This window comes from Vibrio sp. sp1 (assembly GCF_016920955.1).
Classification (GTDB): domain Bacteria; phylum Pseudomonadota; class Gammaproteobacteria; order Enterobacterales; family Vibrionaceae; genus Vibrio; species Vibrio alginolyticus.
In genome coordinates this window covers 1,702,267-1,723,898 of the sequence record NZ_CP060590.1, presented here as the reverse complement: position 1 = coordinate 1,723,898, position 21,632 = coordinate 1,702,267, and the positions used below count along the sequence as shown (strand labels likewise).

At 43.8% G+C, this 21,632-nt stretch carries 22 protein-coding genes; 12 read left to right on the top strand and 10 right to left on the bottom strand.

Features of this window, described 5'->3' with window-relative positions:
• The first annotated feature begins 70 nt into the window (after positions 1-70).
• The 3 genes from H9L11_RS22960 (at position 71) to secF (ending at position 3,458) form a co-directional block, all read left to right on the top strand.
• The gene (locus H9L11_RS22960) at positions 71-550 is read left to right on the top strand and encodes a hypothetical protein (protein WP_033906372.1); all 480 of its coding nucleotides are present in this window, start codon (positions 71-73) and stop codon (positions 548-550) included.
• 164 nt (positions 551-714) lie between these two features.
• Entirely contained in the window at positions 715-2,553 is a 1,839-nt protein-coding gene (secD, locus tag H9L11_RS22955; RefSeq protein WP_017635185.1) for a protein translocase subunit SecD, read from the top strand.
• Positions 2,554-2,555: 2 nt separating this feature from the next.
• The gene (gene secF, locus H9L11_RS22950; protein ID WP_005373567.1) at positions 2,556-3,458 is read left to right on the top strand and encodes a protein translocase subunit SecF; all 903 of its coding nucleotides are present in this window, start codon (positions 2,556-2,558) and stop codon (positions 3,456-3,458) included.
• Between the two features lie 58 nt (positions 3,459-3,516).
• Here secF and H9L11_RS22945 read toward each other — a convergent pair whose 3' ends face one another.
• Positions 3,517-3,783, bottom strand: coding sequence for a hypothetical protein (locus H9L11_RS22945; protein ID WP_005373566.1), 267 nt, complete (start codon positions 3,781-3,783; stop codon positions 3,517-3,519).
• A gap of 15 nt (positions 3,784-3,798) precedes the next feature.
• Positions 3,799-4,419 carry a LysE family translocator gene (locus H9L11_RS22940; protein WP_021035942.1) on the bottom strand — a complete coding sequence of 207 codons (621 nt, stop codon included), beginning with the start codon at positions 4,417-4,419 and terminating at the stop codon, positions 3,799-3,801.
• A 739-nt stretch (positions 4,420-5,158) separates the two neighbouring features.
• Between H9L11_RS22940 and H9L11_RS22935 the strand changes: the two genes are divergently transcribed.
• The 4 genes from H9L11_RS22935 (at position 5,159) to phaC (ending at position 9,354) form a co-directional block, all read left to right on the top strand.
• Complete coding sequence (locus tag H9L11_RS22935) at positions 5,159-5,899, top strand: SDR family oxidoreductase (protein ID WP_005373555.1); 741 nt, start codon at positions 5,159-5,161, stop codon at positions 5,897-5,899.
• 12 nt (positions 5,900-5,911) lie between these two features.
• On the top strand, positions 5,912-7,120 hold the full coding sequence (locus tag H9L11_RS22930; RefSeq protein ID WP_033906557.1) for an acetyl-CoA C-acetyltransferase: 1,209 nt from the start codon (positions 5,912-5,914) through the stop codon (positions 7,118-7,120).
• A gap of 44 nt (positions 7,121-7,164) precedes the next feature.
• On the top strand, positions 7,165-7,512 hold the full coding sequence (locus H9L11_RS22925) for a phasin family protein (protein ID WP_005373550.1): 348 nt from the start codon (positions 7,165-7,167) through the stop codon (positions 7,510-7,512).
• A gap of 66 nt (positions 7,513-7,578) precedes the next feature.
• Complete coding sequence (phaC, locus tag H9L11_RS22920) at positions 7,579-9,354, top strand: class I poly(R)-hydroxyalkanoic acid synthase (protein WP_205391223.1); 1,776 nt, start codon at positions 7,579-7,581, stop codon at positions 9,352-9,354.
• Positions 9,355-9,524: 170 nt separating this feature from the next.
• Here the strand turns inward: phaC and H9L11_RS22915 are convergent, their stop codons facing one another.
• From H9L11_RS22915 to napF, 6 genes are all read right to left on the bottom strand, one after another.
• Positions 9,525-9,659 carry a TIGR02808 family protein gene (locus H9L11_RS22915; protein ID WP_005373546.1) on the bottom strand — a complete coding sequence of 45 codons (135 nt, stop codon included), beginning with the start codon at positions 9,657-9,659 and terminating at the stop codon, positions 9,525-9,527.
• 11 nt (positions 9,660-9,670) lie between these two features.
• On the bottom strand, positions 9,671-10,249 hold the full coding sequence (locus H9L11_RS22910; RefSeq protein ID WP_005373542.1) for a NapC/NirT family cytochrome c: 579 nt from the start codon (positions 10,247-10,249) through the stop codon (positions 9,671-9,673).
• A 28-nt stretch (positions 10,250-10,277) separates the two neighbouring features.
• Positions 10,278-10,733: a nitrate reductase cytochrome c-type subunit gene (locus H9L11_RS22905; RefSeq protein WP_005389061.1), complete on the bottom strand. Its 456-nt coding sequence runs from the start codon at positions 10,731-10,733 to the stop codon at positions 10,278-10,280.
• A gap of 78 nt (positions 10,734-10,811) precedes the next feature.
• The gene (napA, locus tag H9L11_RS22900) at positions 10,812-13,301 is read right to left on the bottom strand and encodes a periplasmic nitrate reductase subunit alpha (protein ID WP_005389060.1); all 2,490 of its coding nucleotides are present in this window, start codon (positions 13,299-13,301) and stop codon (positions 10,812-10,814) included.
• Entirely contained in the window at positions 13,298-13,606 is a 309-nt protein-coding gene (locus H9L11_RS22895) for a chaperone NapD (protein ID WP_005373535.1), read from the bottom strand. Before H9L11_RS22895 ends, napA begins: the two co-directional genes overlap by 4 nt.
• A gap of 47 nt (positions 13,607-13,653) precedes the next feature.
• Positions 13,654-14,139 (bottom strand): ferredoxin-type protein NapF, encoded by a 486-nt coding sequence (gene napF / locus H9L11_RS22890; protein ID WP_081107471.1) that lies wholly within the window; start codon positions 14,137-14,139, stop codon positions 13,654-13,656.
• A 247-nt stretch (positions 14,140-14,386) separates the two neighbouring features.
• On the opposite strand from napF, the gene narQ reads away from it, so the two are divergent.
• Both narQ and H9L11_RS22880 read left to right on the top strand, forming a co-directional pair.
• A complete protein-coding gene (gene narQ, locus H9L11_RS22885; protein WP_025767926.1) occupies positions 14,387-16,123 on the top strand; it encodes a nitrate/nitrite two-component system sensor histidine kinase NarQ in 1,737 nt (578 codons plus the stop codon).
• Positions 16,124-16,127: 4 nt separating this feature from the next.
• Positions 16,128-16,742 carry a response regulator gene (locus tag H9L11_RS22880; protein ID WP_031777156.1) on the top strand — a complete coding sequence of 205 codons (615 nt, stop codon included), beginning with the start codon at positions 16,128-16,130 and terminating at the stop codon, positions 16,740-16,742.
• 90 nt (positions 16,743-16,832) lie between these two features.
• Here the strand turns inward: H9L11_RS22880 and H9L11_RS22875 are convergent, their stop codons facing one another.
• On the bottom strand, positions 16,833-17,006 hold the full coding sequence (locus H9L11_RS22875) for a hypothetical protein (protein WP_005373524.1): 174 nt from the start codon (positions 17,004-17,006) through the stop codon (positions 16,833-16,835).
• 261 nt (positions 17,007-17,267) lie between these two features.
• Here H9L11_RS22875 and H9L11_RS22870 point away from each other — a divergent pair, with 261 nt between their 5' ends.
• Positions 17,268-18,131 carry a DUF6279 family lipoprotein gene (locus tag H9L11_RS22870; RefSeq protein WP_171342612.1) on the top strand — a complete coding sequence of 288 codons (864 nt, stop codon included), beginning with the start codon at positions 17,268-17,270 and terminating at the stop codon, positions 18,129-18,131.
• A gap of 170 nt (positions 18,132-18,301) precedes the next feature.
• The gene (gene pepT, locus H9L11_RS22865) at positions 18,302-19,531 is read left to right on the top strand and encodes a peptidase T (RefSeq protein ID WP_151515725.1); all 1,230 of its coding nucleotides are present in this window, start codon (positions 18,302-18,304) and stop codon (positions 19,529-19,531) included.
• An 82-nt stretch (positions 19,532-19,613) separates the two neighbouring features.
• On the opposite strand, the gene H9L11_RS22860 is transcribed toward pepT, so the two are convergent.
• Positions 19,614-20,078, bottom strand: coding sequence for a cytidine/deoxycytidylate deaminase family protein (locus H9L11_RS22860; RefSeq protein WP_005373515.1), 465 nt, complete (start codon positions 20,076-20,078; stop codon positions 19,614-19,616).
• 419 nt (positions 20,079-20,497) lie between these two features.
• Here H9L11_RS22860 and vmeY point away from each other — a divergent pair, with 419 nt between their 5' ends.
• Positions 20,498-21,625, top strand: coding sequence for a multidrug efflux RND transporter periplasmic adaptor subunit VmeY (gene vmeY / locus H9L11_RS22855; protein WP_017635193.1), 1,128 nt, complete (start codon positions 20,498-20,500; stop codon positions 21,623-21,625).
• The last annotated feature ends 7 nt before the right edge of the window (positions 21,626-21,632 follow it).

The window sequence follows — 21,632 nt, the reverse complement described above, 5'->3', positions numbered from 1 at the left end:
ATAATCAATAGGAATACTATCAACGAGTCAAGTGACCTAACTTGGCTCTTTGTGTTTTTAGTGAGTTCCTATGTCTTGGATTTACCTTAGAAAGTTGATTTTGCTGCTATTTGCAATGGTATTGCTACCAGTGCATGTATCTGCTGCGCAAATCGACCACAAGGCTCACGTACCGCACTTTTCTAAGCTACAACCTTTTGTAGCCGCAAGTGTATCGCCAAACTCTTCCGTCGATTTTTCTGAAGTCTCAGAAGAAAGCTCTCAATCTCCAGTATCTGAAGGCCATGCAAGTCTCGATTCCGTTGCTTTGTTTAACTCTCAGCGCTGGACGTCTTACTTACGGGAAGGGCTTGATGACGAGCACGTAGATTTTGTCGGCGATCTCACTACTCCGTTTTACGCTGATGCGGGTTACGCATACAGCTTGATGGACATTAACTGGCGTCACAACCAGTCCACATTTTATCATTTCACAAGCGATCATCGCATTTCTGGTTGGAAAGAGACCAATGCCATGTACGTCGCACTCAATAGTCAGTTTTCTGCCTAAACACCATTTATTTGCACCATTGTGCACTCTTAGCACGACGATTGTATTCGACAGGACGTGAGCGTTCTGAGCATTTCATACCCTGAATTTATTCTGGGAGCATCTGTCGTGTGTTAAGCCTTGTTATTAAAAGCTTCACTTCATCGTGAAGGGATGATGTTTACATGAAAAAAACACCAAAGCAGCAAAAGAACAGAAAGCTGATGAATCACTACTCAGCTTGGAAATATGTAGTATTAATCACGACGGTCATTATTTTAACCCTAAGTGCTATACCAACTTGGTTTGGCGAACAGCCTTCTATCCAGTTGACGTTTTCGGAGCAAAACAACAGTGAAATGTCGGTTGTTCATCTGAATCAACTGCTAAAAACCAACCATATTTCAGCCGACAAAATCATCGAAAAAGACGGCAAAACAACCATTGTATTCGATGGTGAAGATGCGCAAAGTAAAGCTCGTGTGTTGTTAAACAAAGAGCTAAATAAAGACGACAGCATCACTTTCTCATACGTATCGGTTGCGCCAGAATGGTTGAATGAGATGGGCTTTAGCCCAATTAAGCTCGGTCTTGACCTTCGTGGTGGCGTTCAGTTCTTGTTGAATGTTGATGTGAATAAAGCGTTTGAAGAACAACGTGATGCATTGATTGATGAAATCAAAGCGAACCTACGTGATCAACGTGTTCGTGGTGTGCAAGTTCGAGCAGAAAGCGGCAACCGAATTACGGTAAACAGTGACAGCGAGCAAGCATTGTCGGAAGTGAACAAGTTCTTGCGTCAAAACTACCCGGGCTGGATTTCAAAAAGTTCATCTCGTGGCTTTGTGCTTGAACCAAGTGAACAAAATATCCAAGAATTTCAATCGTCGACTCTTCAACAAAACCTGAAGATCATGCGTGGTCGTATTGAAGAACTTGGTATCACAGAAGCACTAGTGCAACGCCAAGGTAAAGAGAGCATTCGAATTGAGCTCCCTGGTGTACAAGATCCTGCTCAAGCGAAAAACGTTATTGGTGCAACAGCAAGCTTGGCGTTTTATGAAGTGAAAGATGCGAGCCAAGCACACAGCAGCCAAGATCTTGTTCTTCAAGATAATGACGGTCGTACTGTGATTTTGGCAAAACGACCAGTTCTAACGGGCGAGCACATCGTGAACGCTCGTGCTGGTGTCGACAAAATGGGCATGTCAGAGGTAAATATTTCTCTTGACCACGCTGGTGGTAAGAAAATGAGTGACTTCTCAGCAACTCACATCGGCAAGCCAATGGCGACCGTTTACCGAGAGTACAAAACAAACGATCGCGGTGTAACTGAGCGTAGTGAGCGCGTTATCAGCGTCGCAACTATTCAATCTCAACTTGGTAGCCAGTTCCGTATTACTGGGGCAGGTAGCATGGACGATGCACAGCAGTTAGCGCTATTACTTCGTGCGGGTTCACTAACTGCGCCGGTTACTATTGTGGAAGAGCGAACAATCGGTGCTTCTCTGGGGGCAGAAAACATTGAAAACGGTTTTGCAGCACTGGCTTTAGGTATGGGACTAACACTGACCTTTATGGCACTTTGGTACCGCCGCTTAGGTTGGGTAGCAAACGTGGCGCTTTGTGCCAACATGCTTTGTTTGCTTGGCTTAATCGCCTTGTTACCAGGAGCGGTTCTAACGCTTCCGGGTATTGCCGGTTTAGTGTTAACCGTCGGTATGGCAGTAGACACCAACGTTATTATCTTTGAACGTATTAAGGACAAAATGCGTGAAGGTCGCAGCTTCGCTCAAGCGATTGATCTTGGCTTTGACAGCGCATTCTCGACCATCCTTGATGCCAACATTACTACCATGATCACCGCCGTGATTTTGTACGCCATCGGTAATGGCCCAATCCAAGGCTTTGCCTTAACACTCGGATTAGGTTTGTTAACCAGTATGTTTACAGGCGTATTTGCCTCTCGAGCAATGATCAATTTAATTTGGGGCCGCGATGCCCGTCGTGATGTGAGGGTTTAATCATGGTCGAAATGCTAAAACAAAATATTCGTAAAATTCGCTACTTTACTACGCTAGTTTCCATCATTTTAACGGTGATCGCGATCGTCGCTCTAGGCTTTAAAGGGTTGAACCTAGGTTTGGACTTCACTGGTGGTATGGTGACAGAAGTAAAGGTAGATAAGCAGCTAACTAACCATGATCTGCTTGACGTTCTGCAACCAAAGCTTGGTGAATCTGCGTCAGTGACACGCTCTGGTGAAGATGGCCGTTGGGTGATTCGTTACTCTGCGCCGGAAGATGGACAAACGTTGCCAAGTGTAGAAGAGGTGTTGAAGCCAATCTCTCACCAAGTTGATGTTGTCAGCAACAGTATAGTTGGCGCTCAAGTTGGCCAAGACTTGTTTGAACAAGGTGGCTTAGCATTGTTGATTTGTGTGTTGAGTATTCTCGGTTACTTGTGTTTCCGTTTTGAGTGGCGTTTGGCCAGTGGTTCACTGTTTGCTTTGGCCCATGATGTGATCTTAGTGCTTGGTTTCTTTGCAATTACTCAAATGGAGTTCAACTTAACCGTTTTTGCTGCTGTGCTGGCGATTTTAGGTTACTCATTGAATGACTCGATCATCATTGCAGACCGAATCCGTGAGCTGTTGATTGCGAAACAGAGTTGGAAAACAGAAGACATCAATGACCAAGCTGTTATCGCGACGTTTTCACGCACTATGGTGACATCTGGTACGACATTGATCACTGTTGGTGCATTATGGATTATGGGAGGAGCGCCTTTGGCTGGTTTCTCAACCGCCATGTTTATTGGCGTTCTGTCGGGGACATGGTCTTCGATTTCGATTGGTACTGTGCTGCCTGAGTGGTTGAAACTGGAGCCGAAACATTATCTTCCAGTTGAGATCGACGCTGCGCCGTAGCATTATTTTTAAGGTAAAAGTGCTTGCGCCACTCATCTTGAGTGGCGCTTTTTTGTGCTTATTTCACGCGCATCAAGCGATGTTTCACAAGTCCCAAGTCGAACTCTAAGACTTGTGAGCGCTTCATTGCTTCGACTTTATTCAACATTGGCTCTTGGTAGCCTTTCTTCTTCATCCACTGAAGAGGTACAGAGAAAGCATCTTCATTAACGACATAAGACTCGCCTTTATGCTCACCGCTATAGACGTTCACAACCCAAACTCGGGCTTGAAAGTCCAATACTTCACCCATGACTTTAGCTATTTTATTCAGAATATTTTTCATTGTTTCCAGTTTGCCTTAGCTTAGTAGCAACCAGACACCAACTCCCATCATTAAAGTGCCTGCGATACGGTTCATTAGACGTACATTCTTAGACTGACCTAATACGTGTTTCAACCCTTTACCACCAGTAGCGTACAGAGACATGCAAATGAACTCAAACAGTAAAATAATGGAGACAAGTATGATCAGTTGCGGTGCAAGCGCTGCGTTTTGGTCTATAAAAGGCGGTAAAAGAGAAATCATAAATGCCCAGCCTTTTGGGTTTGCGATTGCGGTAACGAAGCCTTGCATGATCAGTGCGATATTGTCACTCTTTGGTGTTTCTAAGTTGTCGACATTAATCGCAAGTTTCCCTCGCGATCGCCACATTTCAACTCCAAGATAGAGTAAATAACCGCCACCAATGAACTTTAACGCGATAAACATCCAAGGATAATTGAGCATAATCGCAGCGATACCTAACACCGCAGAGACTGACACCAGCGCAACACCGAGAAGCTCTCCTATCATCATCCATAACGTGCGACGATAACCGATACTCATACCTAACGTTAGGGCGAGAGTCATGCACATACCAGGCGTGATTGAGACAAAAAAGAAAGTAGGGATGAACATACTGAGCAATGCAAGATTCATATCTGTTGATGATTTAGTGATTAAAGAGAAGCCACAAAGATAGTGCAAAGTGGAAAAGGATGCTACTACAAAGCGAGCGATTACTTTCACTAGTAGCTAGTTGATGTTCTTCGAATATATAAATTTAAAATGAAATTATATTTTAATCTATGCGTCATAATAGTGCGTATTGCACCAGTATGAGACAAGCTCTTATATCATTTTTAGATTAAATATATTCAATTTATTATATTTTATCGGTATTAATCATCATTGTATTAAAATAATCGAATTGATAACTAAATTATCATTAAATGCAGTAATTAAATGATATGTTTGATAATTATTTTTACCGATAATTGAATTATTATTCTAATCTCAAGTTTGTTGTAATCATATAGGCTTAAAATTCAGATCTTAAATCATGACATAATGTAACTTCTACCATTCTGTATGTAAGTTCATGATATTTAATAATTATGTTTCTATTTCTGTTGGTGTGGCTTTTGTGGAAGTGTGATTTAAAACAATGACTTATGTAAAATTAACCATTTTATAACATTTCACGGGTAATGAGATCTAAATCAATCTTATGCAATTGGGTGAGTTTTTTATTTGAAATGTAATATTTCTAGGTTAACTTAAAATAAAGGCAGCACGGGATTGGTTGTCAAAAGAATAAATAAACACGTCAGTTGGTGAACTATTTCATCAGTGTATTAAGTTTGCTTTTTAAATGCCGTTAAGAATGGAGTCTTCAATGAAGAAAGTCGCTTTGATCACTGGATCAAAAGGCGGAATTGGTTCTGCTATTTCCTCTCAATTAGTCAATGACGGTTACCGTGTAATCGCTACTTATTTCACAGGTAACTACGAATGTGCACTGGAGTGGTTCAACAGCAAAGGGTTTACCAAAGATCAGGTTCGCCTTTTTGAGTTGGATGTAACAAACACGACAGAGTGTGCAGAGAAATTGGCGCAATTGCTTGGGGAGGAGGGAACCATTGATGTTGTTGTCAACAACGCAGGAATCACACGTGATGGCGTGTTTAAAAAGATGACTGCGCAAGCTTGGAATGATGTCATCAATACCAACCTCAATAGTTTATTCAACGTTACGCAACCCCTCTTCGCTGCAATGTGCGAAAAAGGCGGTGGTCGTGTCATCAATATCTCTTCAGTCAATGGTCTTAAAGGGCAGTTTGGTCAAGCAAACTACTCGGCGGCGAAAGCTGGGATGATCGGTTTCTCTAAAGCCTTAGCATACGAAGGTGCTCGCTCGGGTGTGACAGTTAATGTTATCGCTCCGGGTTACACGGGTACGCCAATGGTTGAGCAAATGAAGCCAGAAGTGCTGGAATCCATTACGAACCAAATTCCAATGAAACGTCTTGCGACACCAGAGGAAATTGCAGCATCAGTGAGCTTCTTGGTCAGCGATGCGGGCGCCTACATCACCGGAGAGACTTTGTCGGTGAACGGCGGCTTATACATGCACTAAGGAGAGAAGATGATGGAAAAAGTATTTATCGTAGCGGCGAAGCGTACTCCAATTGGTGCTTTTGGTGGTAGCCTGAAAAATACTTCTGCTGGCGATCTGGCAGCAGTAGCGATTAAGGGCGCGTTGGAAGCGGCAAAGTTGCCTGGCGACAAGGTTGACGAAGTGATTGTTGGCAACGTTGTTGGTGCAGGTCAAGGAATGGGTGTTGGCCGCCAAGCGGCACTGTTTGCGGGGATTCCTGAATCTGTTCCTGCATATGGCGTAAACATGGTTTGCGGTAGTGGCATGAAAACGGTCATGGATGCCGTGTCCCATATCCGTAGTGGCGATGCTGAGATCGTTGTTGCAGCGGGTGTTGAAGTCATGTCTCAGATTCCGTTTGCTGCACCAAGCAGCATTCGTGATGGCAACAAAATGGGCAATCTGGAGCTAAAAGATCTGCTCATAGCGGACGGTTTAACCGATGTTTACAACCAATATCACATGGGTGTGACGGCAGAAAACGTAGCAAAACAAATCGGCTTAACTCGCCAGCAGCAAGACGAATACGCGCTGTCTAGCCAACAGAAAGCGGTAGCCGCTATCGAAGCTGGCAAATTTCAAGACGAAATTGTGCCAGTGGAAGTAAAGCAACGCCGTGAAACCGTGATGTTTGATACGGATGAATACCCAAAAGCGAACGCGACAATGGAAGCCTTAAGCAAGCTACGTCCTGCTTTTGACCGCGAAGGCACTGTGACTGCGGGTAATGCATCAGGCATTAACGATGGAGCGAGTGCGATTATCGTGGCGTCTGAAAGCGCAGTTAAAGCGCATGGATTAACGCCGCTTGCTGAAATCGTAAGCTATGCGCAATCGGGTCTTGATCCGAAGATCATGGGCCTAGGTCCTGTTGAGTCGGTCAATAAAGCACTCGAAAACGCAGAACTCACAGTAAATGATATCGACGTTTACGAGTTAAACGAAGCATTTGCAGCGCAAGCACTTGGCGTGATTCATCAGTTGGCGGAAACAAACCAAGTTCCAGTTAACGCGATTCAAGATAAAGCGAACTTTAACGGTGGTGCTATCGCGCTAGGACACCCGCTTGGTGCATCTGGAAACCGAATCTTAGTCACGCTGGTTCACGAGCTTCATAAGCAAAATGGTCAATATGGCGTTGCTTCACTTTGTGTGGGCGGCGGCATGGGCACGGCTGTGGTTGTAAAGACAGTTAAGTAATTATTTAAACGGACATTTTTAATTCTTTCTCTAGGAGACAAACCATGTACACAGATTTCTTCAAAACATTTAGCGATCAAACTGAAAAAAATCTAGAACCTTACTTGAAGTTCAACAAGCTAGTGACAAAAAACGTAGAAGTGTTGACCGAGCTTCAATTGAACGCCATTCGCACATACAGTGAAGTGGGTCTAAACCAGATGAAAGCAGCGACAGAAATCAAAGACGTAACGTCATTGACTGCTTTCAACAGTCAGCAACTAAGCGTACTTACTAAACTTTCTCAACAAATGATGGATGACAGCAACAAGCTTCAAGCGATTGCAAAAGAGTTCAAAGAAGACGTTGAGAAAATGACTTCGGAAAATCTAAAGACTGTTACTCCAGCGTAATTTGTCCGATTCTCGCCGCCCCTAGATTTGGGCGGCGTTGTTTTTTCCGAATATAGGAGTAAGACTATGTTTCAACACTTCTTTTCGGACTATCTTGTGAAGCTTCAGGAAACCAATCATCAGTGGTGGCATGATTTCGAAGTGAACAAGGCAGTCGTGAACTCTCCTTTAAACAAGGCCATGCAAGAAGTGAACTTTGAGGATACTGCCAAACTGTTCGAACAAGCTGCGAATCAGCCTGCTGCGATTTTAAAGCTGCAAGCACAGTGGTGGGAACAGCAGCTGCAAATTTGGCAGAATGTTGCATTGGCAGGGAACCAAGCACAAATCGTCGAAGCTGAAAAAGGGGATAAGCGTTTCTCAAACGAAGCGTGGCAAAATGAAGCCATGTATAGCTTCATCAAACAATCCTACCTTTTATTTAGTAAGACCTATCTGGACACCATCGAGTCTTTGGAAGGCTTAGATGAAAAGACGAAAGAACGTATTATTTTTTTCTCTCGCCAAGCCATTAACGCCCTTTCTCCTTCCAACTTCATCGCCACTAACCCAGAGCTTTTGAAGCTGACACTTGAGCAAAACGGTCAAAACTTACTGGCAGGCTTAGAGCAGTTGAAAGAAGACGTTGAGTCGAGCGCAGACATTTTAAAAATTCGTATGACGAATAACAATGCATTCCGCGTGGGAGATGACGTTGCGACGACACAGGGCAATGTGGTTTTTCAAAACGAATTGTTTGAGTTGATTCAATATCGACCTCTAACAGAGAAAGTGAATGCGACGCCGCTGCTCATCGTCCCACCTTTCATCAATAAATACTACATCCTTGATTTAACAGCAAAGAACTCAATGGTTCGATGGTTGTTAGAGCAGGGGCATAGTGTATTTATGATGTCTTGGCGCAATCCAGGCAAGGCACAAGCGCACATAGAGTTTGGTGACTACGTGACAGAAGGCGTAGTGAAAGCCGTCGCTGCAATTGAAGATATAACAGGACAAGAGCAAATCAATGCTGCTGGTTATTGTATCGGTGGTACTGTTTTAGCAAGCACGGTTGCCTACTACGCTGCAAAACGTATGAAGAAGCGCATTAAGTCTGCCACTTTCTTCACCACGTTGCTCGACTTCTCTCAACCAGGTGAAGTCGGCGCGTATATCAATGACACCATTGTTAGTGCAATTGAAGCGCAAAATAACACAAAAGGGTATATGGACGGCCGTTCCTTAAGCGTGACGTTTAGTTTACTGCGTGAAAACAGCTTGTACTGGAACTACTACGTCGACAATTACTTGAAGGGTAACAGTCCGGTTGATTTCGACTTGTTGTACTGGAATAGCGATAGCACCAACGTCAGCGCTGCATCTCACAATTTCTTGCTTCGCGAGCTCTATTTAGAGAACAAGCTGGTGCAAGATAAAGGCGTCAAAATTGGTGGAGTATGGATTGATCTAAATAAGATCAAAATTCCTAGCTATTTTGTGTCAACGAAAGAAGACCACATTGCGTTATGGCAGGGAACTTACCGTGGTGCGCTGAACACGGGTGGTAACAAAACGTTTGTCCTCGGTGAATCTGGTCATATTGCGGGCATCGTGAACCCTCCAGCTAAAAATAAGTATGGTTATTGGTTGAACGATAATTTGGATGACTCTGCTGATGAGTGGTTGAATAACGCGGAACACAAAGAGGGATCGTGGTGGACACACTGGAACGAGTGGTTACTCCAATTCAACCCTAAAGAGCAAGTTGAGCCTTTCCCTATTGGCTCAGAAAACCATCCGGTTATTGATGAGGCGCCAGGACAATACGTCAAACAGGTTCTGCCAGTAAAAGAATCTTAAACGACTCCCTATAGCAGTAAATCTTAGCGGCCTTTATGGTCGCTTTTTTTATGTATGATTGCTTGTTTGTTGTTGGCAAGTACCATTGATTAATAAATAAAAAGCGCCGAGCATTTGCTCGGCGCTCAGTGTCAACAAATAGGCTAGTTGACGAGTAGAGATGCGTTACGTTACACCTCTTTATCCTTACCAAATGACAGCAGCCAGAGAGAGATTGCTGCTACCGCCACAAAGCCGGAAAGAATAATCACTGGCATAGCACTGTAGCCAAGGATATGCCAAATTACAGATTCTAATGTACTCATGGTAAGTCTCCTTAGTGCCAGCCTTCAACGCCGCTCATGTCTGGTAGTTTGTGCGCAATACCTTTGTGACAGTCTACACATGTTTTCTCGCCTGAAGCGAGAGCGGTGGAGTGTTGTTCTGCCGCACGTGATCCTTGCTGAGAGTAATCCATGAAATCAAACTCATGACAGTTACGACATTCAAGAGAGTCATTCTTTTTCATACGTGCCCACTCTCGCTCTGCGAGGTGTCCACGACGCTCTTGGAACTTCTCTGGCGTATCGATCGTCTTCGTTACGAAGTGTGCAAATAGCTCTTTAGATGCCTGTACTTTACGAACGATCTTATCCGTCCATTCATGAGGAACGTGACAGTCTGAACAAATCGCACGAACACCAGAACGGTTGGAGTAGTGAATTGTTTCTTGAATTTCAGCAACGATCGGCGCGTGACAGCCAGAACAGAATTCTTCTGTGTTGGTTGCTTCCATACCTGTGTTGAATGCGCCCCAAAATAGAAGGCCACCAGCGAAGCCTAGAAATAAAACCACACCAGCGGCAGCTTTACTCGGGCTCGACAGTCTCTTCCAAAACGCTTTAAGTATTTTCATAAGTAACCTCTTAGTACTCGCGTTTCAATTACTGAAGCGAATCGACTGCCTTAAACTCGTTTTCCACTAGTGGTTTTGCATCCGTTTGTGGAACGTGACATTGCAAACAGAAGTAACGACGAGGAGACATATCTGCCAGTACCGCATCTTCTCTGTTTACATAGTGCGTTACGCTAATTTTAGTCGCACCTGACTCTTTTGCATTTTTCCAGCTATGGCATGCAAGACACTTGTTAGCATTTAACGAAATTTCGTAGTGACGAATGCTGTGTGGGATCAACGGTGGTTGATAAACATAGCTGTCTTCAACAATTTGATCTTTAGGGAAGTCTTTGAACTCGTCTGCTGGACGCGTATCTTCCAATTGAGACATTCCACGTAAAGATTCTAGACCTCCAATACCACCTGGATTATCCAACTCAGCTTGCGCAATGCCTGTCACTAACGCACCTACAGATAAAACTGCGACAAGTAATTTTTTCATCATTTCATCTCCGCCTTTATGGCTTAAATTCTTTATTAGGCCGCCATAATGACGGCCGTAGCATTCAGTATCTGAAGGTTAAGCAATCTTAGTGATTTTGACTGGGCACTTCTTAAAGTCTGTCTGTTTAGACAGTGGATCAGTCGCATCTAGGATAAGCTTGTTAATCAAAATACGTGCATCAAAGAACGGTACGAATACCAAGCCTTTTGGCGGACGGTTACGACCGCGAGTTTCAACACGAACGCGTACTTCACCGCGTTTGTTTGCCATGAGTACTTCTTCACCACGACGAACATTGCGTGCTTTTGCGTCTTCTGGGTGCATGTAACACACTGCGTCTGGTACTGCTTTGTATAATTCAGGTACACGACGAGTCATGGTGCCTGTGTGCCAATGTTCAAGAACACGACCAGTACATAACCACATATCAAATTCATCGTTCGGTACTTCTGGTGGCGCTTCGTATGGCGCGGAAATGATCTTCGCTTTGCCGTCAGCATTGCCGTAGAAGTCCCAACCAGAACCTTCTTTCGCGTATGGGTCTGAACCTTCTTTAAAGCGCCACTGTGTTTCCTTACCATCAACAACAGGCCAACGTAGACCACGTACTTGGTGGTAGCGGTCGTATGGAGCCAAATCATGCCCGTGACCACGGCCAAATGTTGCGTATTCCTCAAACAGACCTTTTTGAACATAGAAACCGAAGTGGTGAGCATCGTCATTCAGTTCACGAGCTTCTTCGATAGGGAATTTGTCGACGTTACCATTGCGGTAAAGTACGTCGTACATTGTTTTACCACGGTATTGAGGCGCTTTCGCTAGAAGCTCTTCAGGCCACACTTCTTCCATTTTGAAGCGTTTCGAGAACTCCATTAGTTGCCAAAGGTCCGATTTTGCTTGACCGACTGTGCCCACTTGTTGGTACCAAGCTTGGGTACGACGCTCTGCGTTACCGTAAGCACCTTCTTTTTCAATCCACATTGCGGTAGGAAGAATAAGGTCTGCTGCTTGTGCTGTTGCTGTCGGGTATGGGTCAGACACAACGATGAAGTTTTCTGGGTTGCGGTAACCTGGAAGACGTTCTGTGTTGATGTTTGGACCGGCTTGCATGTTGTTGTTACATTGAACCCAGTAACAGTTCAGAACGCCGTCATTCAGCATACGGTCTTGCAATACGGCGTGGAAGCCAGGTTTTGGTGGAATCGTACCTTCTGGCAGTTTCCAGATGTCTTCTGCAATCTTACGGTGTTTAGGGTTAGCAACCACCATATCCGCTGGTAGGCGGTGAGCAAACGTACCAACCTCACGAGCGGTACCACATGCTGATGGTTGGCCCGTTAGTGAGAATGGGCTGTTCCCCGGAGTCGAGATCTTACCGGTTAGTAGGTGGATGTTGTAAACCAAGTTATTCATCCATACACCACGAGTATGCTGGTTCATACCCATCGTCCATAGAGACATCACTTTCGTGTTTGGATCCGCGTATTGCTTCGCAAGCTCGATAAGCTTCTCTTTCTCAACACCAGAGATTTCAGATGCTTTCTCTACTGTGTATGGCGCTACTGATTTCTTGTACTCTTCGAATGAGATAGAAGTGAGTTTGCCAGAGTTCGGGTTCTTCGCTGCTTTTTGTAGCGGATCGTCGTCACGTAGACCGTAGCCGATGTCAGTGTCTGCTTGAGTGAAGTTCGTGTGTTTGTTCACGAAGTCCCAGTTTACTGCATCGTTTTCGATGATGTAGTTTGCGATGAAGTTAGCAATTGCAAGGTCAGACTGAGGATTGAAAATGTAGCCGTGGTCAGCCAACTCAAATGAACGATGGTAGTAAGTAGAAAGCACGTTCACTTTAACGTGAGGGTGGCTTAGGCGGCGGTCAGTAATGCGAGTCCATAGAACCGGGTGCATCTCTGCCATGTTTGAGCCCCAAAGAACGAAAGCGTCTGCGTTCTCGAAGTCATCGTAACAACCCATTGGCTCATCGATACCGAATGCGCGCATGAAACCTACAACGGCAGAAGCCATACAGTGACGAGCGTTTGGATCAATGTTGTTTGATCGGAAGCCTGCTTTCATTAACTTTGACGCAGCGTAGCCTTCCATTACTGTCCATTGGCCTGAGCCAAACATACCTACGCTTGTTGGGCCTTTTTTCTCGAGGGAAGCTTTCCATTTCTCAGCCATGATGTCGAAAGCGTCATCCCAAGAGATAGGTGTAAATTCACCATCTTTGTGGAATTTGCCATCTTTCATTCGTAGCATCGGTTGAGTTAGACGGTCTTGACCGTACATGATCTTAGAAAGGAAGTAACCTTTGATACAGTTCAGACCTTTGTTTACTGGTGCTTCTGGGTCACCCTGTGTTGCTACCACTTTGCCGTTTTGAGTGCCAACAAGAACAGAACAGCCTGTACCACAGAAACGACAAGGTGCTTTGTCCCATGTGATTTTGGTTTGATCAGAGCTTGCAATCAGGTTGGCTGCAGATGCTGGTAGTGTCACACCTGCGACAGCAGCAGCTGATGCAGCCGCGTTTGCTTTCACAAACGCACGTCTTGTCATTTTCATACTTCACCCTCGATTTGGGAATGTTGTGTTCCAGTGTCTTCTTCATCCGTTTCTTCAAGCCCAGTTTCGATTTGGTGATAAACCAATACCGTGCTTAAGACGTTCGGTAAATTGTTAATGGCATCGATAGTGTCTGTGATGAAACCTTGGTTCTCAGTTTCAAGTACGACGATAATCTTGCCTTCAGGACTGTCACCATAGATTTCCGCATTTTCGTGTGCTTCTATCTTTTGTTTGATTTCGTCCAAATGTTCCGGCAGCACATGTACTACCAAACTTGAAATATGCACTTCATTTAGTGACATATAGCTCTCTCATTTATTTTTATTGCCTTTGGCCGACGACATTCGGCTTAGGCTGTTGTATTGCTCACATTGATGGATGAAGTCGGGCACACTGAAACACAGGCGCCGCAGCCGTTACACTCATCAAGGTCTAAATTGGGTTGTGCTACTTTCCCCAGTTCTAATTTGAACTGAATCGCCATCGGGTCGCACATATCCCCACAGCTTCGGCATTCGACATTTTGTTTTGCTAAGCAGTTATCGTTGATACTTGCTTTTGCTTGCCAAGGTTGTTCTGTTTCTGGCAAGAAAAGGGGCTCAGGACAGGCGTTTGCACATTGATAGCAAAATGTGCATTCATCGATGGAAAAATCGACCGAGGGGAATCCGCCATCACTTTTGGTTATAATCTTTGTTTCACAGGCCTCAATGCATTTACCGCAGCGAGTGCAATCGTCCGTAAACTGTTGCGGTTTAGTTAACCAAGGCAAACGTACGACGTTGTCGGGGTGCGCTTTTCTTGCAAAGAGTCTTCTTCTGGAAAGGTCTACCACTTAGTCACCTCGAAACTTGGAACCCAAACTAAGCATAGTCCACAATTTTCATTAATAAACTGTCATTTAAACTAACGAAATTGTAGTTTTTGACATATTTGTATAAATACCTCTTAGGGGGTAAATGGTATGCAATATTGTTTTGGATCAATAAATTCCGTCGCAGGTGATCACATATTGATAAAGTTGAAAGGTAATGGGTTCATTGCACGTACAAATAGGATTGTTAATGGGCGAGGAACTCAGATTGTTTAAAAATGTGAAAAAGTCGGTGACGCGCACGATTGCGTCCGCAATGCTTCTTATTTTGCTGCTCTCAGTTGCTACGACTGGTTTTGCAATTTTTACGTTAGCGTCCAGTTTGAACGATGCTGAAGCCGTCAATGTTGCTGGCTCGATGCGAATGCAAAGCTACCGTCTGGCGAATGATATTCAGGTTAAATCTGTTGACTATTCTTCACATATTGACGCATTTGAACATTCGATATATTCACCTTCAATGAAAGCGCTTCAGCATTGGTCTGTGCCAGAAGACATCACTCACGATTACTACCGTCTTATTATCAGATGGCATGAACTCAAGGCGGTGCTTAGAGGAGACAACCCGGCAGAATATCAACTCCTAGTGGCCGGTTTTGTTGAACAAATCGATGAGTTTGTATTTAAGCTGCAAAGCTTTTCGGAGCAAAAACTGATTAACTTAGCCTGGATCGGCGGGTTAGGGTTGGGTGGCATTCTTTGTGTCAGTATGTTTGTCGTTCATTTTGTGCGCCTCGAAGTTGTTCGGCCTCTGCGTGCCTTAGTTTTTGCTAGCGAGCAAATTAAAAATCGCTCATTTAATATATCGCTCAATGTATCTAGCGATAATGAAATGGGAATACTGACTCGAACCTTTAATCGGATGGCGACAGACCTTGGTAAGTTGTACCGAGGATTAGAACAAGCGGTTGATGAGAAAACACGTAAATTGCAGCATGCCAACCAGTCTTTAGAGGTGCTGTATGACTCGTCAAAAGAACTCACGGCGTCGCGTATTAATCAAGACAATTTCCAGGCGATTTTGCAGCATATCGTCAGTCTTGAGGGCATTAAAGCGGTCAAACTTGAAATCGAGCAGCTGGGAGAACCGAGCTGGATATTGATGGAAGGAGAAGAATGCTGCCAAGATTGTGATGAAGATTGCCACGGTAAAGCCCTGATGCTAGATGGTGAGCACTTGGGTTATTTATATTGGAAAGCAGGGTTACCTTGTCCGAACGAGGCTCTTATTGACAACTTCGTGCAGATTTTATCACGCGCCGTGTATTACAATCGGGCGCAGCGCCAAGCAGAACAAATTCTGCTGATGGAAGAGCGAGCCACTATTGCTCGGGAGTTGCATGATTCATTGGCTCAAGCACTCTCTTACTTAAAAATTCAGGTCGCTTTGTTAAAGAGAAGCGTAAAGAACTTGCCTGACGAAAAGGCGATCGCGCAGGCTAATCAAGTTATTGCTGAGCTAGATACGGGCTTATCTGCGGCTTATACGCAGTTACGCGAGCTACTGACGACGTTTCGTCTTACGATTAAAGAGGGCAGTTTTGGCCAAGCATTGCAAGACATGGTTGAAACGCTCAGTGAACAAACTGCTGCGGACATTACGCTAAAAAATAGACTTTCATCAACTGAACTGGATGCACATCAGCAGGTTCATTTACTACAGTTGATAAGAGAAGCGGCAATTAATGCTATCAAACATGCGCAAGCAGATAATATTCACATTCAATGTCTCGATAATGATGGAAAAGTCACAGTAACCGTTAGCGACGATGGAATAGGCTTTGAACATCAAGACGAAAAATTAAATCATTACGGTATGAGTATCATGCAAGAGCGGGCCGCTAGACTGCATGCCGATCTTCACATCGAAGCATCGATAAACAAAGGTTGTACCGTAAAATTAGAATTCCAACATAGTAAGGAAGTAAACAGTGACAGTGTGTAAAGTAATGCTGGTGGATGATCATCCACTCATGCGAAGAGGTATCCACCAGCTTTTAAGCTTTGAGCCTGAGTTTGAGGTTATTGCAGAAGCAAGTAATGGCGCGGATGCAGTAGCGAAAGCGCATGAGCTGGAACTGGATCTTGTACTTCTTGATCTTAATATGAAAGGCATGTCTGGCCTTGATACTTTGCAAGCACTGCGTGCAGATGGCTGTGAAGCCAGAATTGTCATTCTAACCGTTTCGGATAGCCCAGCAGATATAGAAGCAATAGTTCGAAGTGGTGCCGATGGCTATTTATTGAAAGACACTGAGCCCGATGAGTTGGTTGAGTTGCTAAAACAAGCGCACCAAGGGGACAAGGCATACAGCCAAGAAGTTTCTAAGTATTTGAGTGAACGTTCAGAGCAAGAGGACGTGTTTGATACACTGACCGATCGTGAATCGCAGATCTTAAGAGAGGTGGCAAGAGGTTTCCGCAACAAGCAAATTGCCGATCGTCTTTTTATCTCTGAGTCTACGGTTAAAGTACATATGAAGAGTTTACTTAAAAAGCTTCAAGTTCCTTCTCGTACTGCAGCAACCGTCCTTTATCTTGAGCGCTTTGGAGACATCAAATAACATTGTTGGATTTGAATCTGTAATAATAAATAAAATCAAACAGTTATATTGATTCTGACGAATAAAAAAACCGCCTGTTAGGCGGTTTTTTTACTTGTCTGGGCGAATAGAGTACAAGTCACTGTTGTGCTTACCACACTCCAAATAGTACTGATAAGCCACTTTTTTGCTTTCAGCAATGACTCTCATGCAGTGCATTTTCCCCTGTTCAAAATATCGAATCTCATATTCTACACTGGTATCAAGTTGCTCAGCGGCTGCCATACTTCGCCTCCATAAACCATCCAAAAAACATCCATGCAAATTATATGCCGTTATAGGGAGCGTCGTTCGGTACGTTTTTTAGCCGATAATTGCGCTCTAACTCACTTTTTTGCGGATAGCTGTGATCAAAAAGTTAATTTCAAACTCTATATATTATTAAGGTGGCAATCAATATTTGTCACACTGGTGTAAGTTTGCCGCAATACTAAGTGATACAGGTTGAGTATAGAACTTAATCAACAGAAAAGGGAATACGAATAAGTGACTAAATTAAAGGATGTATCTAATAAGGCGCTTCGTTATGGCCTTCTATTTTGTTTCGTATTTCTGCTTGCCGGTTGTGCGAAAAAGTTTTTATACAGCAATATCGATTGGTTCGTGCTCGATTACTTAGAGGACTATGTCTCGTTGCAAGGGGAACAAGAAGTCCTAGTGGAAGAGCGTTTATTATTGTTGGCAGACTGGCACAAGAAAGAGGAGTTACCAATATATATCGAACATTTAAAAGACCTTGAGAGATTAAAAGCGAGCGATATCACCTTAAATTACTTACAAAAAAATCGAGATAGAATGCGAGCGCATTACGATAGAGTGGTCAGCAAAGCAGCACCAGATCTTTTTGCGTTAAGTTTGCAATTAACGAAAGAGCAAGAACGCGAGTTTTTGAGTAATGTACAAGAACATTATCAAGAGCGAAACGCAAAATATGCCGATAAGACAGAAGACGAAGTGCGTGAAATTATTCTGGATAACACTGAAGAGTGGATGGAAGAATGGCTGGGGAATCTATCAGGAAATCAGCGTCAATTAGCTCAAAGATTTTCTCAGCAAGTTATTTTAAACAGCCCTTTATGGAGAGATTATCGAGCCACGGTATATCAAGAGCTCGAATACTTGTTCGACAACAAATCTAATGTTGTGACTTATCAAGATATATTTATGCGACTCTTGTTCGAGCCAGAGAGTTATTATAGTGAGCAGCTTTCTCTGAATATTGACTCTAACTTTGCATTGGTTGATCAACTGACATTAGATGTTTCTCGTTCGATGACCGATAAGCAATGGCGTCATTTTCGTGAAAAGGTTAAAGAGTGGCGAGTACTGGCAGAGGAACTTTTAGATTAAATTCATGCTTCAATGAGCGGAAGCAAAGCGCAAAAGCCTTTCTTATCAAAAAATGATTCAAAGCAAATTCTTATTGAACTAAGAGCGTAACATAGCGTGAGGTTTGATGAGGCAACGTCAGCTTATCAATGCGTGATATGGCCTCATCGTACAAAACAATGAGAATAAATATGAAACATTTAGTTGAAAGATTTCTTCGATACGTCACGTTTGATACCCAATCCAATCCACATGTGACGCTTTGCCCAAGTTCACCTGGCCAGTTTGTGTTTGCTGAGTTACTTAAAAAAGAGATGCTCGAACTTGGCTTAAGTGACGTGACTTTGGATAAAAATGGCTACTTGATGGCTAAACTGCCAGCCAATGTTGATTATGAGGTTCCTCCTATCGGCTTCATTGCCCATATGGATACCGCGCCGGATGCATCTGGCAAAAACGTAAAGCCGCAATTCATCGAAGATTACCAGGGTGGCGATATTGCATTAGGGTTGGGGGATGAAGTGTTATCTCCCGTGCAATACCCAGATTTACATCACCTACATGGCCACAATCTTATTACTACCGATGGCACTACATTACTTGGCGCGGATAACAAAGCTGGTATCGCAGAGATTCTTTCCGCGGTAGCTCTGCTACTGGAAAACCCAGACATTCCACACGGCGACATTTGTATCGGCTTTACTCCGGATGAAGAAATCGGTCGTGGTGCAGATTTGTTTGATGTTAAAAAATTTGGCGCGAAATGGGCATACACTATAGATGGTGGCCCGCAAGGTGAATTGGAATACGAAAACTTTAATGCAGCAAACGCTGATGTAATTTTTCATGGAGTTAGCGTTCATCCAGGTACCGCAAAAGGCAAAATGGTCAATGCGATGAACTTGGCTGCGAAATTTCAAGTTCAAATGCCCCAAGATCAAACTCCGGAAACAACCGAAGGTTACGAAGGGTTCTTCCATCTAAAATCGGCAGAAATGGGCGTTGCACGAAGCGAGCTAGGTTACATTATTAGAGACTTTGACCGTCAAAGACTTGAGGATCGAAAAGCTTTTATGCAGAAACTCGTCGATGAAATGAACACGGGTTTACGCCATGGTTCTGTAGAGCTAAAAATAAAAGACAGCTATTACAATATGAGAGAAATGGTTGAGCCTTACCCTCATATCATTGAGCTGGCAAAGCAAGCGATGGAAGCGTGTGATGTGGAACCGATTATAAAACCTATTCGTGGTGGTACAGATGGTGCTCGTTTATCTTTTATGGGTTTGCCGTGCCCGAATATCTTCACCGGTGGTTTTAACTTCCACGGAATTCATGAGTTTATTTCTGTTGAAATGATGGAAAAATCAGTACTCGTTATTGTCAAAATTGCTGAGCTCACTGCGAAAAAACACAGTTAAAAGACTACGTCGAGACCTCTTGCAGATTTAATAACAAAATAGCCCAGATCTCTCTGGGCTATTTAAATATTAAGATGGAATACTAGCGCACGTCTTTGTCTTCAATTTCAATGTCTTCTAGCGGTAACCAGTCGACTTTCACACCCGCTTGGTCGAACATATCTTGACTGACTTGGATTTTATCTCCCCAGCGAGATAAAAAGTCTTCAGACTGCTCAGGGCAGTGTACGTGTGAGATCCCTGTTTGAATGATCTTTGCCGCGCAGTTAGGGCAAGGAAAATGCGTTACCCAAATATCACATCCGTCTAAGTCACGTTTTGAGAACAAAATTGCGTTCTCTTCCGCGTGCAGTGTTTTAAGGTATTTCAACTCGCGCTCATCGGTGTCGACACTGTCAGAAACACCATGCGGATAGCCATTAAATCCAACAGATACAATGCGATTCTGTTTAGTAATAACGGCACCGACTTGTGTTGATGGGTCCTTACTCCAAGACGCCACTAGTTCTGCCATCTGGTAAAAGCGTTTCGCCCATTTAGAAATCATAGTCATCCTCTCTGTCGAAGGCGTTGAATTAATTGAATGATAACCCATTTATATTAAAAAAATAGTCAAAATCGGGGTCTTGAGTATGAAGGCGTCACTTTTTACCTTTTTAGCCACAAAACGTTCTTATCTTGAGCACTGAATCTCACTTTACGCCCGAATACAATACTCCCGTTAGTGTTTCCAAGCACACGCTAAAATTCGCGATCTCCTAAGGCGTATATTAAATAGTTATGATTGAGTTGTATGTATATTGCTCATTGAATACCACTGTTAACTAAATTACTTTATTTTCCTTTTGTTTCTCATGTTTACATTTAGAAACACCTTGGGCGCTTTTCAGTGAAGTTTTCAGTGGCAGCAAGGAGTAAGGTTGATAGGAATTCAACAATATCCTGTTCTATAAAGACGGTAAATACATGCAAAAGAAACCACTTGTCGCACTAATGGCGGCTACAGCAATCCTCGCTGGATGCGGGGAAGCTAATAATGCCCAAACGAAAGGTCAAGCGCCTCTCGTAGTGACTCAGGATGTCACGGTTATCGACTACCAACCGAGCAAGTCTTATATCGGTCGCATTGAAGCAGTAGAAGATACCAATATTACCGCGCAGATTTCTGGCTACTTAAAAGCTCGTCACTTTGAAGAGGGGCAAATGGTAGAAAAAGGGCAGCTCCTTTACTCTATCGAGCCATCTTCTTTTGAAGCCCAAGTCGCGAGTGCTAAAGCCGCACTTGCACAAGCTAAAGCGGCGCTAAAAAAAGCCGAATTAGATCATACTCGAGGTAAAAACTTGTTGCCTCGCGGTAGTATCTCTCAATCTGAGTTTGATGCTTTAACTGCGGCACTTCTTGGTGCGAGAGCAGAGCTAGAAGCGGCAAATGCTCAACTTAAACTTGCTGAAGTTAACCTTTCCTATACTCAAATCCGAGCACCTTTTAGCGGACGTATTAGTGATACCAAAGTTAGTACGGGTGATCTGGTTTCTCCGTCATCTGGCGTGCTGACAACTCTGGTGAGTTTAGATCCAGTTCATACCTCATTTAGTGTGAGTGAGCGTGAGCGTTTAGCTATGGGTATGGATCAAGTAAAAGGTGATGGCTCGGCTGAATCAAACCGCGTTGAAGTTCAGCTTGAACTGGAAAATGGACAGTTTTTTGAGCATCTTGGTAAGCTTGATTTCTTAGGTAATCGTATTGACACCAAAACGGGTACGATTGCTATGCGCGCGCTAGTGCCAAACCCAGAGCAGAAGTTACTTCCGGGTCAACACATCAAAGTGAACTTGAGAGATAAGAACACGAAAGACGTTATTGTTATCCCACGACGTGCCGTACAGACTGACTTAGAAGGTGACTTTGTGATGGTGATGGCTGAGGGAAGTGTGGCAGAGCGTCGTAACGTCGAGCTTGGCCCTCAGGTTGAACAAGGCATTATCATTCGAGAAGGGCTCGATCAGGAAGATACGGTTATTACACAAGGCCTACAACGTGTGCGTAATGGTGTAGAAGTGCGCCTTCAAGCACCTGCTGAAGATAAGCAGTAGGGGGCAC

What these genes read in the sequence shown, in the direction of transcription:
- H9L11_RS22910 (WP_005373542.1), bottom strand. Translation starts at nt 10,249, where the DNA reads ATGAAAATACTTAAAGCGTTTTGGAAGAGACTGTCGAGCCCGAGTAAA.
- H9L11_RS22945 (WP_005373566.1), bottom strand. Translation starts at nt 3,783, where the DNA reads ATGAAAAATATTCTGAATAAAATAGCTAAAGTCATGGGTGAAGTATTG.
- secF (WP_005373567.1), top strand. Translation starts at nt 2,556, where the DNA reads ATGGTCGAAATGCTAAAACAAAATATTCGTAAAATTCGCTACTTTACT.
- H9L11_RS22925 (WP_005373550.1), top strand. Translation starts at nt 7,165, where the DNA reads ATGTACACAGATTTCTTCAAAACATTTAGCGATCAAACTGAAAAAAAT.
- pepT (WP_151515725.1), top strand. Translation starts at nt 18,302, where the DNA reads ATGAAACATTTAGTTGAAAGATTTCTTCGATACGTCACGTTTGATACC.
- H9L11_RS22880 (WP_031777156.1), top strand. Translation starts at nt 16,128, where the DNA reads ATGCTGGTGGATGATCATCCACTCATGCGAAGAGGTATCCACCAGCTT.
- H9L11_RS22875 (WP_005373524.1), bottom strand. Translation starts at nt 17,006, where the DNA reads ATGGCAGCCGCTGAGCAACTTGATACCAGTGTAGAATATGAGATTCGA.
- H9L11_RS22860 (WP_005373515.1), bottom strand. Translation starts at nt 20,078, where the DNA reads ATGATTTCTAAATGGGCGAAACGCTTTTACCAGATGGCAGAACTAGTG.
- H9L11_RS22930 (WP_033906557.1), top strand. Translation starts at nt 5,912, where the DNA reads ATGGAAAAAGTATTTATCGTAGCGGCGAAGCGTACTCCAATTGGTGCT.
- napA (WP_005389060.1), bottom strand. Translation starts at nt 13,301, where the DNA reads ATGAAAATGACAAGACGTGCGTTTGTGAAAGCAAACGCGGCTGCATCA.
- H9L11_RS22895 (WP_005373535.1), bottom strand. Translation starts at nt 13,606, where the DNA reads ATGTCACTAAATGAAGTGCATATTTCAAGTTTGGTAGTACATGTGCTG.
- H9L11_RS22940 (WP_021035942.1), bottom strand. Translation starts at nt 4,419, where the DNA reads ATGAATCTTGCATTGCTCAGTATGTTCATCCCTACTTTCTTTTTTGTC.
- H9L11_RS22960 (WP_033906372.1), top strand. Translation starts at nt 71, where the DNA reads ATGTCTTGGATTTACCTTAGAAAGTTGATTTTGCTGCTATTTGCAATG.
- phaC (WP_205391223.1), top strand. Translation starts at nt 7,579, where the DNA reads ATGTTTCAACACTTCTTTTCGGACTATCTTGTGAAGCTTCAGGAAACC.
- H9L11_RS22915 (WP_005373546.1), bottom strand. Translation starts at nt 9,659, where the DNA reads ATGAGTACATTAGAATCTGTAATTTGGCATATCCTTGGCTACAGTGCT.
- secD (WP_017635185.1), top strand. Translation starts at nt 715, where the DNA reads ATGAAAAAAACACCAAAGCAGCAAAAGAACAGAAAGCTGATGAATCAC.
- vmeY (WP_017635193.1), top strand. Translation starts at nt 20,498, where the DNA reads ATGCAAAAGAAACCACTTGTCGCACTAATGGCGGCTACAGCAATCCTC.
- H9L11_RS22905 (WP_005389061.1), bottom strand. Translation starts at nt 10,733, where the DNA reads ATGAAAAAATTACTTGTCGCAGTTTTATCTGTAGGTGCGTTAGTGACA.
- H9L11_RS22935 (WP_005373555.1), top strand. Translation starts at nt 5,159, where the DNA reads ATGAAGAAAGTCGCTTTGATCACTGGATCAAAAGGCGGAATTGGTTCT.